The sequence below is a fragment of the Nitrobacter sp. TKz-YC01 genome (assembly GCF_047824785.1).
In the GTDB taxonomy this organism is placed as follows: domain Bacteria; phylum Pseudomonadota; class Alphaproteobacteria; order Rhizobiales; family Xanthobacteraceae; genus Nitrobacter.
This window is the reverse complement of record NZ_CP181167.1, coordinates 1,941,055-1,955,772: the sequence shown is the minus strand read 5'-3', so window position 1 is coordinate 1,955,772 and position 14,718 is coordinate 1,941,055. Positions and strand designations below refer to the sequence as shown.

General features: G+C 62.2%; 13 protein-coding genes. 9 read left to right on the top strand and 4 right to left on the bottom strand.

Annotation, left to right across the window (positions count from 1 at the left end; all coding sequences use genetic code 11):
* The gene (locus ACMYR2_RS09200; protein ID WP_347263322.1) at positions 1-2,001 is read left to right on the top strand and encodes an acetyl/propionyl/methylcrotonyl-CoA carboxylase subunit alpha; all 2,001 of its coding nucleotides are present in this window, start codon (positions 1-3) and stop codon (positions 1,999-2,001) included.
* A 52-nt stretch (positions 2,002-2,053) separates the two neighbouring features.
* Here the strand turns inward: ACMYR2_RS09200 and ACMYR2_RS09195 are convergent, their stop codons facing one another.
* Positions 2,054-2,311, bottom strand: coding sequence for a hypothetical protein (locus ACMYR2_RS09195; RefSeq protein ID WP_416194039.1), 258 nt, complete (start codon positions 2,309-2,311; stop codon positions 2,054-2,056).
* Positions 2,312-2,572: 261 nt separating this feature from the next.
* Here ACMYR2_RS09195 and ndk point away from each other — a divergent pair, with 261 nt between their 5' ends.
* The 3 genes from ndk (at position 2,573) to ACMYR2_RS09180 (ending at position 4,745) form a co-directional block, all read left to right on the top strand.
* The gene (ndk, locus tag ACMYR2_RS09190; protein ID WP_347263320.1) at positions 2,573-2,995 is read left to right on the top strand and encodes a nucleoside-diphosphate kinase; all 423 of its coding nucleotides are present in this window, start codon (positions 2,573-2,575) and stop codon (positions 2,993-2,995) included.
* 330 nt (positions 2,996-3,325) lie between these two features.
* Complete coding sequence (locus ACMYR2_RS09185; protein ID WP_347263319.1) at positions 3,326-4,144, top strand: YjbE family putative metal transport protein; 819 nt, start codon at positions 3,326-3,328, stop codon at positions 4,142-4,144.
* 397 nt (positions 4,145-4,541) lie between these two features.
* Entirely contained in the window at positions 4,542-4,745 is a 204-nt protein-coding gene (locus ACMYR2_RS09180) for a cold-shock protein (RefSeq protein WP_011314864.1), read from the top strand.
* Between the two features lie 137 nt (positions 4,746-4,882).
* Here ACMYR2_RS09180 and purN read toward each other — a convergent pair whose 3' ends face one another.
* Both purN and purM read right to left on the bottom strand, forming a co-directional pair.
* Positions 4,883-5,536 (bottom strand): phosphoribosylglycinamide formyltransferase, encoded by a 654-nt coding sequence (purN, locus tag ACMYR2_RS09175; protein WP_347263318.1) that lies wholly within the window; start codon positions 5,534-5,536, stop codon positions 4,883-4,885.
* 24 nt (positions 5,537-5,560) lie between these two features.
* Positions 5,561-6,634 carry a phosphoribosylformylglycinamidine cyclo-ligase gene (gene purM / locus ACMYR2_RS09170; protein ID WP_347263317.1) on the bottom strand — a complete coding sequence of 358 codons (1,074 nt, stop codon included), beginning with the start codon at positions 6,632-6,634 and terminating at the stop codon, positions 5,561-5,563.
* Between the two features lie 166 nt (positions 6,635-6,800).
* On the opposite strand from purM, the gene ACMYR2_RS09165 reads away from it, so the two are divergent.
* The 5 genes from ACMYR2_RS09165 to ACMYR2_RS09145 all read left to right on the top strand — a co-directional run bounded on the left by ACMYR2_RS09165 (position 6,801) and on the right by ACMYR2_RS09145 (position 13,416).
* Entirely contained in the window at positions 6,801-7,343 is a 543-nt protein-coding gene (locus ACMYR2_RS09165) for a CDP-alcohol phosphatidyltransferase family protein (protein WP_416194038.1), read from the top strand.
* A gap of 45 nt (positions 7,344-7,388) precedes the next feature.
* A complete protein-coding gene (locus ACMYR2_RS09160) occupies positions 7,389-8,069 on the top strand; it encodes a DnaA ATPase domain-containing protein (protein ID WP_347263315.1) in 681 nt (226 codons plus the stop codon).
* A gap of 247 nt (positions 8,070-8,316) precedes the next feature.
* Positions 8,317-10,518 (top strand): RNA degradosome polyphosphate kinase, encoded by a 2,202-nt coding sequence (locus tag ACMYR2_RS09155; protein WP_347263314.1) that lies wholly within the window; start codon positions 8,317-8,319, stop codon positions 10,516-10,518.
* 19 nt (positions 10,519-10,537) lie between these two features.
* Complete coding sequence (ppx, locus tag ACMYR2_RS09150; RefSeq protein WP_416194081.1) at positions 10,538-12,037, top strand: exopolyphosphatase; 1,500 nt, start codon at positions 10,538-10,540, stop codon at positions 12,035-12,037.
* A 62-nt stretch (positions 12,038-12,099) separates the two neighbouring features.
* A complete protein-coding gene (locus tag ACMYR2_RS09145) occupies positions 12,100-13,416 on the top strand; it encodes a hemolysin family protein (protein WP_416194080.1) in 1,317 nt (438 codons plus the stop codon).
* Between the two features lie 51 nt (positions 13,417-13,467).
* On the opposite strand, the gene rnd is transcribed toward ACMYR2_RS09145, so the two are convergent.
* Entirely contained in the window at positions 13,468-14,616 is a 1,149-nt protein-coding gene (rnd, locus tag ACMYR2_RS09140; protein ID WP_347263312.1) for a ribonuclease D, read from the bottom strand.
* Between the last annotated feature and the right edge of the window lie 102 nt (positions 14,617-14,718).

Here is a 14,718-nt window from a genome sequence, read left to right as displayed (position 1 = left end):
ATGGCCGGCGCTCCAACCTGTCGTCCCCTTGATACGCTGCTGATCGCCAATCGCGGCGAGATCGCGTGCCGCATCATCCGCACCGCCCGCGCCATGGGCCTGCGCACCGTCGCCGTCTATTCCGAGGCCGACCGTGACGCGATGCATGTCGCCATGGCCGACGAGGCAGTGTGTCTTGGACCCGCGCCCGCCCGCGACAGCTACCTCAACATCGAGAAAGTGATCGATGCCGCGCGCCGGACCGGCGCGGAAGGCGTCCATCCAGGCTACGGATTTCTATCGGAGAATGCCGGCTTCGCCCAAGCCTGCGCCGATGCCGGCCTCGTGTTTGTCGGGCCGACGGCGGCGATGATGACCGCGATGGGCACGAAGTCGGACGCCAGGGCGCTGATGCAGAAAGCGGGCGTGCCGCTGGTGCCGGGCTATCACGGCGAGACGCAGGACGAAGCCACGCTGCGGAACGCGGCGGACCGGATCGGCTATCCGATTCTCGTGAAGGCGTCTGCCGGCGGCGGTGGCCGCGGCATGCGGATCGTGCGGTCGGCCGCGGAACTGGCTCCCGCCATCGTCAGCGCCCGGCGCGAGGCAGGCGCGGCCTTCGGCGACGATCGAATGCTGATCGAGAAATATGTCGAGAGCCCCCGCCATATCGAAGTGCAGGTGATCGGCGACAGCCATGGCAATCTGCTGTCGCTGTTCGAGCGTGAATGCACCTTGCAGCGGCGGCACCAAAAAGTGATCGAGGAAGCGCCGTCGCCGACACTCAACGCCGCGCAGCGCGACAGGGTGTGCGAAGCCGCGCGCAAGGCCGCCAGCGCGGTGAGCTATGTCGGCGCGGGCACCGTCGAGTTCGTGTCTGACGGCAAGGATGTGTTCTTCATCGAAATGAATACCCGCCTGCAGGTCGAGCATCCCGTGACCGAACTCATCACCGGAATAGATCTCGTGGAATGGCAGCTTCGGGTCGCGTTCGGCGAGAAACTGCCGCTAACGCAGGATCGGATCGCACTGAACGGTCACGCCATCGAAGCACGGGTCTATGCCGAGGATCCGAACAGGAATTTCATGCCGTCCGCCGGCCGCATCAGGACGTGGCGCACGCCGCCCGAGGTTGAGGGCTTGCGTATCGACGCCGGCTACCGTGAAGGCGATGCGGTTCCACCGAACTACGACGCGATGCTCGCCAAGGTCATCGCATGGGCGCCGACCCGTCAGGCCGCGATCCACCGCCTGGCGCGCGGATTGGACGAAACGGACGTTCGCGGCGTCGCGACCAACATTCCGTTCCTGTCCGCGCTGATCACGCACGCGGACGTGCGCGCCAACGCGGTCGACACCGGATTCATCGAGCGTCATTTGCAAGATTTGACCCGCCCCCCGGAGACGCTAAGCGAGACCGAACTCGCGGCCGCCGTCGCCGCCGTCCTGCTGGAAGAAAGCAAGGCGTCTTTAACGGATACCGCATCGCCCTGGCGAACGGCGGGCTGGATGGCGGTCGGCCGTCGGCGGCGGCGGTTCGTGTTCCGCCAGGGGCAGGCTGAGCACGAGGTCACGTTCGTCTATGGCAATGGTCCGGATGAAATTCAGCTTGGGGGCAAGAATCTCGCATTCGCGTTTGCTGCCGACGACTCCGATGGCATCATCCTCACCCTCGATGGACGACGAAGCCATGTTGTGTTCGCGCTCGATGGACGCGGGCTGTACTTGCGGACGCGCAACGGCCGGTTCGAGTTGCTCTGGGTCGATCCGTTTGGCGAAGACGACGAGGAGCAGGCCGGTGAAGACCGCATCATCGCGCCGCTGCCGGGCACGGTGGTCGCGCTGTTCGCGGAGGAGGGAACGCTGCTGGAGAAGGGAGCACCCATTCTCGCGCTGGAGGTGATGAAAATGGAGCAGACATTGCGTGCTCCGTTCGCCGGCAGGCTGAAGAAAATCAAATGCAGGGTCGGCGATGTCGTGCAGGAAGGCGTCGAACTCGCCGAGATCGAGGCGGCCGCTTGAACGCGAGGGGGCAGTCCCGCCTTTGTTTCGGCGAGACTGCCGTTCCCTGCGATCAGAAGCAGCGATTGACGACGCGCCAGCGCGGTCCGAACGAGGTCGGCACCAGCCTGCGCACGTAACAGCCGCCCGGCGCGCCGATGAATCCGGGACCCCAGGCATAATGACGCCAGCCGTGATGGTGCCAACCGTGATGATGATGGCCACCGTGGTGATGCCAGCCCCAGCCTGCGGATGCTGCGGTGGGCGCCAACGCGGCCGTGCCAAGCGACGCAGCCGCGATCGCGGCGAGTGCGATTTTGCGAAACATCATGTTCTCTCCTCAAGGTTTGGACGCCGGAAGCGCCGCGGTGAACGTTCGTCCGCCTGGTTTGACGTTTCGCCAGACGGGCAGGTTCAGTGCGATGAGGCTACGTCATGGTTTCGAACCGCTCTGTGATGCAGGTTACAGAGTTCGTTATCGCGCATGGAATTACCGCAGGAGCGAGGGTCGGATGCCCGATGCGCTTGCCGTCAATGACAGGCGCCGATATAAGCGCGCAATTCCTACGACCGCTAAATCAAGGACGACATCATGGCGATTGAACGCACCTTTTCGATTCTCAAGCCGGACGCGACCGCGCGAAACCTGACCGGCGCGATCAACGCCCTGATAGAAAAGGCCGGACTTCGAATTGTGGCGCAAAAGCGCATCCGCATGACCCGCGAGCAGGCCGAGACGTTTTACGCCGTGCACAAGGCGCGTCCTTTCTTTGGAGAACTCGTCGACTTCATGATCTCCGGGCCGGTGGTCGTGCAGGTGCTGGAAGGCGAGGGCGCGATCCTCAAGTATCGCGATATCATGGGTGCGACCGACCCGTCCAAGGCGGCCGACGGCACCATTCGCAAGCTCCATGCGAAATCGGTCGGTGAAAACTCCGTTCATGGATCGGACGCAGCCGAAACCGCGGCGGTCGAAATCGCCCAGTTCTTCTCGGGCAACGAGATCGTCGGCTAGAGCATTTTCCGGCGAAGTGGATACCGGTTCGCCGCAAGAAAATGCGACCAGACAATAATTTCTAGAGCATGGTCCGATTCAACTTGAACGGATCATGCTCCAGAGCATTTTCGAACAGAAAGATGAGCGACGAAACTGATTCATCTGTGTTGAATCAGTCTCTGGAGCTTCGCTTCCGATTCAATCAGACGCGAAGTTTGAGATTGTTGTTTTGACGCGTTTTCTTCTTCACGCGAACCGGCCGCCATCCTCGGGCCACACCCCGAGGACATGCTTCGCTCGAGAACGCTATCGGCCGAATCTGGCGGCGTTCGATCGAAGGAACATGTGTTGGATTCGCTACTGCACGTCTTCGATCTGACGGCGATCGCCTCGGCCTTCGATCAGTTTCGAAACGACCTGAATGATCCGGCGTTCTGGCTCGCCGTCGGCAAGATCATCTGGATCGATGTCGTCTTGTCCGGCGACAATGCGCTGGTGATCGCGCTTGCCTGCCGCGGGCTGCCTCCACGCCTGCGCTTCTGGGGCGTGGTGCTCGGCGCGGGCGCCGCGGTCGGCCTCCGCATCATCTTCGCGGGAATCATCACGACCTTGATGGGGCTGCCCTACCTCAAGCTGGCGGGGGGACTCGCGCTGCTTGTGATAGCCACCAAACTGCTGGTGCCGGAAAGGCAGGGCGAGGAGGCGGTCCCGGCGGCCGGCCGTCTCTGGTCCGCCGTCCGGGTCGTCGTGGTGGCCGACTTCGTGATGAGCCTCGACAATGTCATCGCGATCGCGGCGGCGGCGAATGGCAGCGTGCCGCTGTTGATCATCGGGCTGGCTGTCAGCGTGCCGCTGATCGTGACGGGCGCGGCGCTGATCATGATGCTTCTGACGCGCCTGCCTTTTCTGATCTGGGCCGGATCGGCGTTGCTGGGCTGGGTCGCGGGCGAGGTCATCGCGACTGATCCGGCGGTGGCGCCACGGCTGCACCGGTTCTTCGATGGGGGGACCGGCGCCTTTCTGGACGCGATCCTGGGGTGGCTCGGCATCGCGCCCCAATTTGCCGCCGGCGGACCCGGAGGCGCGGTGTTGTGTGGCCTGCTAGGGATCATGATCGTGCTCAGCGCCGGATCAATGATGCGCCATCGCATGCAAGTCGCCGATTAGCGCTTTCAGAGCCTGATGGATCATTCGCCGCAGCGCGTGGGTCGATCTTTTCCATCGTTACGCGCAATCAAACATGTGGATAGCGGGATATTGGCGAGCGAAACTGGTTCGTCTCCGGAACGCTCACGCATCGCCAAGACACTTGAAACGCCTTGGTTTCGTCTATCGCGGTCGCATCAAAGATTCTTTCAAAGCCACGGTCCCGGGTGTTTCTCAGTTCCCTGGCGTGACTTGCTAAGTGGTAATTTTCATGTTGCAATCCTTTAACAATCGGTTGAGAGCCCGCCCGTCGGTACAATTCGGAAAGTTCGGAAAAGATCAGGAGAGGGGCCCGCTTGTGGCGTGAGGCGCGAAAGTGCGGCCACGTCTTTGATCATATCCCAACAGGAGACAGGCGATGCAAAAGGGCACCGTCAAATGGTTTAACCCAACCAAAGGGTACGGCTTCATCAAGCCAACGACCGGCGATAGGGACGTGTTCGTTCATATCTCCGCCGTTGAGCGCGCCGGCCTGAGCACTCTCGACGAAAACCAGACGATCGAATACGATCTGGTTGAAAATCGCGGCAAGACCTCCGCCGAGAATCTGAAGATCTCGTAGATCTGAAGATCTCGTAGATCACAGTTCTCCGCGATGGGTTCGGCGACACGCTCCTCCGATCGCGTGGGTGGGTGAGCAAGAGCGTTTTCGAGCGAAGTGGAATCCGGTTCGCTCGGAAACGCTATAGCGGGACGCGGTCAGATCACTGACGGCGAGATCAGGCTATCGTCCGGACTGGCATTAGCCGACGTCTTGCAGATGTCGCCATCCAGGCGAACCCCTCCGCCCGCGACCAGCCGTAGCGCATCCGGGTAGATGCGATGCTCGATCTCCAGAACGCGCGCGGCCAGTGTCTCCGCTGTATCGTCGTCACGCACGGTCACCGCGCCCTGCATGACAATGGGGCCGGCGTCCGTTTCCGCGACGACGAAATGCACCGTGGCGCCAGAGATCTTCACGCCCGCCCGCAGGGCCTGACCGTGGGGGTCGATGCCCCGGAATGATGGAAGCAGCGAGGGATGGATGTTGAGCATCCGTCCATGCCAGCATCGGGCGAATTCGGCGGTGAAAAGCCGCATGAAGCCCGCGAGGCAGATGAATTCGATGCGCTTGCCGTCCAGGGCGGATTGCAGTTCGGCCTCGAACGCCGCACGGTCCTTGCCAAATGGCTTGCTTTCAATGACGAGGGTCTCGATGCCGGCCGCCCGGGCTCTGGCGAGGCCCGCCGCGCCCGCTTTATTGGAAATGACGAGGGCTATTTCAGCCGGAAAGCCCTCGGCCTTTGCAGCTTCCACCAGCGCCGTCATGTTTGATCCGCGTCCGGAAATCAGGATGGCGACACGGCGTTTCATGCTCACATTCCCTGCGGGGGCGTTCTACACGGCGAGATCGAGTTGACCGTCGTAAACGACCCGGCCTTCATCGCCCGCAACGATCACATCGCCAAGCAACGACACGCGTTCACCGGCCTGCGTCAGCACATCCACGACCTGCTGAACCGCGTCGCGGCGCACGATCGCGACCATTCCGACGCCGCAATTGAAGGTTCGAAGCATCTCGCGCTCGGCGACGTGACCCTGATGCGCCAGCCATTTGAATACCGGAAGGACCGTCAACCCGGCGAGGTCGATCCGCACGCCGAGTCCTTCGGGCAGGACGCGAGGAATGTTGTCGGTGAAGCCGCCTCCGGTGATGTGGGCAAGCCCTTTCACCGCGCCGGTTTCTCGGATCGCGCGCAGGCAGGATTTGACATAGAGCCGGGTGGGGGTCAGCAGCGCGCCCCCCAGGGTCGCCACAGGGGCGAATGGCGCGGGAGCGGAGAGGGCGATTCCCGAGGATTCGACGATCTTGCGGACCAGCGAATAGCCGTTGGAATGCACGCCGGACGATGCCAGCCCGATCACCGCATCACCGGCGGCGATATCGCGGCCGGGCAACAGGGAGCCGCGTTCCGCCGCGCCGACCGCGAAGCCGGCAAGGTCGTAGTCGCCGTCCTTGTAGAGACCGGGCATTTCAGCCGTTTCGCCGCCGATCAGGGCGCAGCCCGCTTCCCGGCAGCCTTCGGCAATTCCGGCCACGACCGCCGCGGCCGTTTTTGGATCCAGCTTGCCGCAGGCAAAATAATCGAGGAAGAACAAGGGCTCCGCGCCCTGCACGACGAGATCGTTGACGGACATGGCGACAAGATCGATGCCGATGGTGTCGTGGATGCCGGTTTCGATCGCGATCTTGACCTTGGTTCCGACCCCGTCATTGGCCGCGACCAGAATCGGGTCCGCGAAGCCGGCGGCCTTGAGATCAAACAGGCCGCCGAATCCGCCGATCTCAGCCTCCGCGCCGGCGCGAGCGGTCGCGCGCACCATCGGCTTGATGAGGTCGACCAGCCGGTTGCCGGCGTCGATATCGACGCCCGCCCCGGCATAGGTAAGGCTGTTGTTCTTGTCGGTCATGCAGCGGCATCCGAAGGCGTTTCCGGCTGGTTACGTCGGATCGCGGACTTGCGCAATGGCTCGCACGGGCTGTCCGCATATACTATGTAGACAAAGGCCGACCTCTTCTGCAAAGCCTCGCCTCCCGAAGGTTTTGTGCGGGAACCATCCGGAGCCTGTAAGTCGCGTGAGTATTCCAAATATCATTACGCTCGGCCGTATTCTGCTCGTGCCAATCATTGTCTGGGCTATCGCCTCCAATCAGATGGAGATCGCTTTCGCCATCTTCGTGGTTGCCGGCGTCAGCGATGCGGTGGACGGGTTTCTGGCCAAGCGCTTCAATATGGCGAGCGAACTGGGCGCGCTCCTGGATCCGCTGGCTGACAAGGCGCTGCTGGTCTCGATCTTCGTGACGCTCGGCATCCTGGGAGCTATTCCCATCTGGCTCGTTATCCTGGTGGTCTCGCGCGACATCATGATCGTCGGGGCCGTGATCGTGTCGTGGCTGTTCAACAAGCCGGTGCCGATGAAGCCGCTGCTGGTCTCGAAGCTCAATACGGGAGCGCAGGTCGCGTTCGCGGCGCTGGTGCTGGCCGCGCTGGGATTCGGATTTGATTCCTCGCCCTACGAAGCCCTTCTGATGGCCGCCATAGCGATCCTGACCCTGGTTTCCGTCTCTTTCTATCTCGTGGAGTGGGTGCGCCACATGAGCACCATCGATCCGCAATGAAGGTCGCACCGTGCGCGCGAGTTGGTGCTGACGTGGAGTAAATGCGTGGCAGGCCGTCCTCCCTCCCGTCAGCTCGCATTCTCGCTGCCGCACGCTGAAAGCTTTTCACGGGATGATTTTCTTGAAGGTCCCGCGAACACGGCGGCGCTGTCGCTGATCGAGAGCTGGCCGGAGTGGCCGAACAGGATCATGTTGCTGGCCGGCCCTGAAGGTTGCGGCAAGAGTCATCTCGCGGCGATCTGGGCGGAACGGGCAGGGGCGCGCTCCATCAGCGCGCAAGGCCTGACCGCGGCGACGGTGCCGATGGCCCTGACGACAGGGGCGCTTGTCGTGGAGGATATCAATCCGAAAACCTTCGATGAGCTTGCCCTGTTCCACCTGATGAACCTCGCCCGTGAGGAAGCCGCGTTCGTGCTGATGACGGCGCGAGTCACGCCGGCCGCGATCGAGATCGGGCTGCGCGACCTCCGGTCGCGACTGCGCGCGGTGCCGGTCGTGACGTTGATGCCGCCCGACGATCATCTGCTCCGGGCGCTGATCGTGAAGTTCTCCGCGGACCGCCAGATGAATATCGACGAAGCGATCGTGAGTTTGATCGCAACGCGGACCGAACGATCGGTTGCCGCCGCCCGCCTCGCGGTCGAACGGCTCGATGCCGAATCGTTACGGCTTGGCAGGCCGGTGACGCGCGCGCTCGCCGCGGAACTGCTTCGAAATCACGACTGAAACCATACGGCTCCGCATTCCTTCGACAGACCTTGACGCCCCGACCTTCCGCAACGTCAAATGTCATGGAAACGTCATCGAGCTGGCCCATGGTTTTACCGCTGTTGCGCCGCAGCCTCAGTATCTGAGCCTCACCACTTCTGACGGGGTCGGAAGCGGGCAAGCAGGTTTTGATCTGACGCGTTTTCTTTACGCGAACCGGCTATCCGCTTCGCTCGAAGGCACGAGAATACGGACCGACATATCGATGGATTCAATTCAAGCGATTGCTCCCGAAGACAAAAAGCCGGAACTGGAACTGGACTCAGCGATCCGGGCCAGTCCGGAACGGTTTATCAATCGGGAATTATCCTGGCTGCATTTTAACCGCCGCGTCCTTGAGGAATCGGTCAATCCCGGCCATCCCGCGCTTGAGCGCGTCCGATTTCTGTCGATTTCCGCCAATAACCTCGATGAATTCTTCATGGTCCGCGTCGCCGGCATCAAGGCGCAGGTGCGGGAAGGGATCACCGAGCGCAGCCCGGACGGGCTGACGCCGTCGGAGCAACTCGTTCTCATCAACGAGACGGTCTCCGATCTCGCGAGCGACCAGCAGGCGATCTGGCGGGATCTGCGCAATATGCTGGCCGGGGTGGGGATCGTCCTGATCGACGGCAAGGATGTCACCAAAGCCGAGCGGAACTGGATCGCCGATCACTTCCTGCACAATATCTTCCCTTTGCTGACGCCGCTCGCCATCGATCCGGCCCACCCGTTTCCGTTCATTCCAAGCCTTGGCTTCACCATCGCGCTGCAACTGGCGCGGACCTCCGATGGCAAGCCGATGAATGCGTTGATCCGCATGCCCAGCAAGATCGACCGGTTCCTGAGGCTGCCGGTAGCCAGCAAGGACGATCCGGTCAGGCTGATCACAATTGAAGGCGCCACCAGCCTGTTCATCAACCGGCTGTTTCCGGGCTACACCGTCAAGGGGCAGGGCGCGTTCCGCATCATCCGGGACTCCGAGCTGGAAATCGAGGAGGAGGCGGAGGATCTGGTTCGCCTGTTCGAGACTGCGTTGAAACGCCGCCGGCGCGGCTCCGTCATCCGGCTCGAAATCGAAGCCGCCATGCCCGCCGAGCTGCGCGCATTCGTTCAGCGGGCGCTATCGGCGGCTGACGACGAAGTGCTGCTGGTGGACGGCGTCCTCGCCATGAACGAGCTGTCGCAACTCACACGGCTCGACCGGCCCGACCTTGAATTCGTGCCGTATGTTCCGCGCCATCCCGAGCGCGTGCGCGATCATGGCGGCGACGTGTTCGCCGCCATCCGGCAGAAGGACCTGATCGTTCATCATCCTTACGAGTCGTTCGACGTCGTCGTGCAATTCCTGCAACAGGCCGCGCGCGACCCTGACGTCGTCGCGATCAAGCAGACGCTCTACCGCACCTCCAACAACTCGCCGATCGTGCGGGCGCTGGCGGAGGCCGCGGAGGCAGGCAAGTCCGTCACGGCGCTCATCGAGCTCAAGGCGCGGTTCGACGAAGAGGCCAACATCCGCTGGGCGCGCGACCTCGAGCGCGCCGGCGTGCAGGTAGTCTACGGCTTCCTCGAACTAAAGACGCACGCCAAGCTCTCGCTGGTCGTGCGCCGGGAAGGCGGCAATCTCGCGACCTACATCCACACCGGTACCGGCAACTATCACCCGGTGACCGCGCGTATCTATACCGACCTGTCGTATTTCACGTCGGATCCGATCATAGGCCGTGATGCGGCGCGCGTATTCAATTACATCACGGGCTACGCCGAGCCGAGCGATATCGAGAGAATGGCCGTATCGCCCCTGACGCTGCGGAATCGGATTCTCGATCATATTCGCGGTGAAACCACTTTCGCCCGTAACGGCAAACCGGCCGCGGTCTGGATGAAGATGAACGCGCTGGTCGATCCCGACATCATCGATGCGCTCTATGAAGCATCCATGGCAGGCGTTTCCGTCGAATTGATCGTGCGCGGCATCTGCTGCCTGCGGCCCGGAGTTCCCGGATTGTCGGAAAACATTCGCGTCAAGTCAGTCATCGGCAGGTTTCTGGAGCACGGCCGGATTTATTGTTTTGGAATGGGGCAGACCATGCCAGGACCAAAGGCCGCTGTGTATATCTCGTCCGCGGACATGATGCCGCGCAACCTCGACCGGCGTGTCGAAGTGCTGTGCCCGCTGCAGAATGCGACGGTGCATCGGCAGGTTCTCGAACAGATCATGGTCGCGAACCTCAAGGATACCGAACAGAGCTGGCAGTTGTTGCCGGATGGATCGTCAACGCGTATGAAGGCCGCGAAGGGTGAGGAGCCCTTCAACCTGCATAACTATTTCATGACAAACCCGAGTCTGTCCGGCCGTGGAAAGTCGCTCAAGGAATCTTCGCCGCGCCGTCTCACGCGTCGCTCAGAGCGGCAGCCGCCGGCATAGACCGCCGGCCCCGACATATCTGCGTCCGCGCAAGCCGGACTCCAGTGTCGCCGTCATCGATATCGGCTCCAACTCCGTTCGCCTCGTCGTCTATGAAGCGTTGGAGCGAAGTCTCGTCTCGGTCTTCAACGAGAAGGCATCGTGCGGACTCGGGCGCGAAGTGCAGTCCACCGGATTGCTTGCGTCGGATGCCATCACCAAGGCGCTGACATCCCTGCGGCGTTTCCATGCGCTGTGCAAGGTCATGAAGATCAGCCGCGTTCACGCCATCGCGACCGCCGCATGCCGCGACGCCACCAACGGCGCGGATTTCATAGCCCAGGCTGAGCGCATCTGCGGCGTGACGATTGAAATTCTGCCGGGACCACAGGAAGCCTACCTTGCGGCGCTCGGGGTCGTTTCCAGCGTCCACAAACCGAACGGAATCGTGGGCGATCTCGGCGGCGGTTCGCTGGAACTGACCGACGTGCGCAACCACCGGGTGGGGCGCGGAATAACGCTGCCGCTGGGCAGTCTCGCCTTGCAGGATGCGTCGAAGAAATCGCTGAAGCGCGCGAACAGCATTGTAAAAGCCGCGCTCGCCGACGCGACACCGCTGAAGGCCGGCAAGGGCCGCACTTTCTACGCTATCGGCGGAACATGGCGCGCGCTGGCGCGCCTTCACATCATCCAGAGCGGGTATCCGCTTCGCGTCATGCACGGCTATTCCATTCCCGCGGCCGACGCGCTTGATTTCGTCAGGCGGCTGCGCCGTCTGGTTGCTTCCGACATGCTGGCGGATATCGAGGTGGTCGCCGAAGCACGGCAGCCGCTGCTGACTTATGCCGCTCTGGTGCTGGAGCACATCATCCGGATTGCGAAGCCGAAGGCCATCGTGTTCTCGACCTATGGCGTCCGTGAGGGTCTACTTTATTCGATGCTGCCCGCCGCCGACCGATCCAGAGATGGATTGATCTGCGCCGCGCAAACGCTGAACGGCTTGCTGTCGCGCTCGGCGTGTCATGCCGAGGAACTGATCGAATGGACCGATCGGTTGTTTCGGACTCTAAAGCTCAAGGAGACCGAAGACGACCGACGGCTGCGCCACACCGCCTGCCTGCTTTCCGATATCGGATGGCGCATCCATCCCGACTACCGCAGCGAGCAGACGCTCAGTCTGATCATGAATGGCAATTTCGTCAGCATCGACCATCAGGGACGAGCCTTCGTCGCGCTGTCGGTATACTACCGCTATGCCGGATTGAGTGAAGCTAACGCTCCTTCACCCGTGGTATCCGAACTGGTAACTTCGCCCATGGATGAGAGCGCGCGCATTCTGGGCGCCGCCTTTCGCGTCGCGCATCTGATTTCGGCAGCTCAACCAGGCGTGTTGTCCGCCACCCAGTTCAAAAGCAGCGGTCGCAAGCTGACGCTTGTGTTCGAACACCGGCTGGTCGATCTGGTCGCGGATCGTGTGGGTGGCCGGTTCAAGCAGCTGGCGCGCCTTGTCGGCCGCTCGGGCTCGATCGTCCTCCGCTAGAGCGTTTACAAGCGAAGTGGATATCGGTTCGCTCGAAGACGCTCCCGCCTCCATAAGGAGATATCGCCGTGGGTGATGACAGTTTAACCAGTCTGGCCGGAGTTCTCGCTGTCATCATTCTTGTCGTCGCGAACGGCTTCTTCGTCGCTTCTGAGTTTTCGCTGGTGGCCATGCGCCGTAGCCGCGTCGCGCAACTGGTTGCCGCGGGAGGCGCAAACGCCCATGCGTTACAGAAAGCGGTTGAACACCTGGATTATAATCTCGCGGCGTGCCAGCTCGGGATTACGCTATCATCATTGGCTCTGGGCTGGATCGGAGAACCGGCGCTGGCGCACCTGATCGAGCCGCTGCTGGTTCTGCCATTCGGTACCGGAGCCGAAATCGGCGCTCACGCCATCGCCATCATTATCGCCTTTGCCATCATTACGATCCTGCACATCGTGCTTGGCGAACTCGCGCCGAAGAGCCTCGCCTTGCAGCGGACAGAAACCACCGCGCTGATCATCGTGCGCCCGCTGGCGTTGTTCGGGTTTCTGTTGAAGCCGGCGATCGTGTCATTGAACGGGCTCGGCAACGGCGTCCTGCGTTTGTTCGGCCTTAGCGCCGCCAGCGAAAAGGAAACGCTTCACTCGCCTGACGAGATCAGGCTTCTCGTCGCCGAGACTGAACGGGCCGGCTTGCTCGCTCGAACCCAGCGGGAAGTCGTTGAGCGGGTCATCAGCCTCACCCGCCGCGACGTGAGCGACATCATGACGCCGCGGACGAGTATCGTCTGGGCGGACGCGGATGACAGCCGGGACGAAATTCTCAAGGTGGTGCGTGAGTGCAAGCATGAGCACGTCGTTATCGGGCAGGGCAGCATCGACGAGGTCGTGGGCGTGCTGCGCAAGCAAGACCTGCTCGATCAGGCGCTTGAGGGGCGCGAAGTCGATCCGCTCGCGGTGTTGCAACAACCGCTCGCGCTTTCGGAGTTCACGCCGATCCTGCAAGCCATCGAGCGTTTCAAGGCGCAGCCTGTTCGCGTCGGCGTCGTGGTCGATGAGTACGGGACATTGCAGGGAATCGTCACGCGCACCGATCTGCTCGAGTCGATTGCAGGTGAACTGCCGGATGCCGGTGAGGAGCCGGACATACTGGGAGGAGGCGACGGCAAGTTTGTCATCAACGGAAGAATGCCGATCGACGAAGCGATGATGCACCTGGGCATCAGCCATAAGCCGGATGGAGATTTCCATACGGTGGCGGGCTGCGCGATCGAGTTGCTGGGTCGAATACCAGCTGTTGGCGACGAGTTCGCCTGGGAAGGGTGGTCGTTCCGGATCTCGGAAATGGACGGCCCGCGGATCAGCAGGCTGATCGCTTCGAGGCCGGTCGAGTGACGTGCATCCCTGAATCGCGCGCGTGATCCATTCAGGGATCGGAAAGCCTCGCTAGATTCGCTCCACGCGGACCACGCGGCCCTTTTCGATCGCCAGAGCCAGCCGGCCATGCTTCAGGGCGAGGGCGGCCTCGCCGAACAGTTCACGCCGCCACCCGTGCAGCGCGCTGACATCGGCCTCGTCGTCGGCGACGATCCGCTCCAGATCGTCCACCGTCGCGATCACCTTGCTCGCGACAGCATGGCACTCGGAGGTCATGCGCAGCAGAACCTTGAGAAGCTCCACCGTGGCGGCGCCGTTCGAATTGTTGCGAGGCTTCTCGATCCTGGGCAGCGAACGCAGGTCTCGTGCAAGCCCGCGCTGGACCGCCGCGACGATATCAGCACCCCACTGCGATCTTTCAAAACCCTTGGGCAGCGAACGCAGCGTCGCCAACCGTTCCGGGCTGCCCGGTGCATGGATCGCGATATCGCCGACGGCGTCGTCCTTCAGCACGCGGGACCGCGGAATATTGCGGCTCTGGGCTTCCTGTTCGCGCCAGGCCGCCACTTCCATCAGCACGGCAAGGTCCTTCGGCTTGCGGACCCGGCTCTTCAAGCGCTCCCATGCGCGTTCGGGATGAAAGTCGTAGGTCTTCGGCGACGTCAGAACCTCCATCTCCTCGCTGACCCAATCGCTGCGTCCGCGTTTCCTGAGATCGGCGTCGAGGGCGGCAAAGACGTCGCGGAGGTGGGTGACATCCGCGACGGCGTATTCGAGCTGTTCCGCAGTCAGCGGCCGGCGCGACCAGTCGGTAAATCGGTGAGTCTTGTCCGGACGGTGCCCGGTAATGCGCTCGACCAGCGCGTCATAGGCGATGGAATCGCCATGTCCCAGCACCATGGCGGCAACCTGGGTGTCGAAGACGGGATGGGGAATGAGGCCGGCCTGGTGCCAGATAATCTCGATATCCTGCCGAGCGGCGTGGAAGACCTTGAGGACGCTTTCGTTCGACATCAGAGCGAAAAACGGCTTCAGGTCGATTCCCTCGGCGAGAGCATCGACCACGACGGCTTCATCGGGACTTGCCAGCTGAATGACGCAGAGCAGGGGATAATAGGTGGTCTCGCGGAGGAACTCGGTGTCGACGGTGATGACCGGGTGCTTGGCGAGACGGGCGCAGACGGAGGCCAGCTCCGCGGAGGTGGTAATCAGGTCCATGAACGCTCCATAGCCCGTCTTTTTTGCCCTGTCGCCCTGCTTTTTTGCTGCACGCCGCGCTTGTCTTTTTCGGGCTTTTCCGGTCAAGAATGATCATCCGGG

Coding starts and splice junctions, on each gene's coding strand:
- ACMYR2_RS09200 (WP_347263322.1), top strand. CDS start 1: ATGGCCGGCGCTCCAACCTGTCGTCCCCTTGATACGCTGCTGATCGCC.
- ndk (WP_347263320.1), top strand. CDS start 2,573: ATGGCGATTGAACGCACCTTTTCGATTCTCAAGCCGGACGCGACCGCG.
- ACMYR2_RS09180 (WP_011314864.1), top strand. CDS start 4,542: ATGCAAAAGGGCACCGTCAAATGGTTTAACCCAACCAAAGGGTACGGC.
- ACMYR2_RS09155 (WP_347263314.1), top strand. CDS start 8,317: ATGGATTCAATTCAAGCGATTGCTCCCGAAGACAAAAAGCCGGAACTG.
- purM (WP_347263317.1), bottom strand. CDS start 6,634: ATGACCGACAAGAACAACAGCCTTACCTATGCCGGGGCGGGCGTCGAT.
- purN (WP_347263318.1), bottom strand. CDS start 5,536: ATGAAACGCCGTGTCGCCATCCTGATTTCCGGACGCGGATCAAACATG.
- rnd (WP_347263312.1), bottom strand. CDS start 14,616: ATGGACCTGATTACCACCTCCGCGGAGCTGGCCTCCGTCTGCGCCCGT.
- ACMYR2_RS09195 (WP_416194039.1), bottom strand. CDS start 2,311: ATGATGTTTCGCAAAATCGCACTCGCCGCGATCGCGGCTGCGTCGCTT.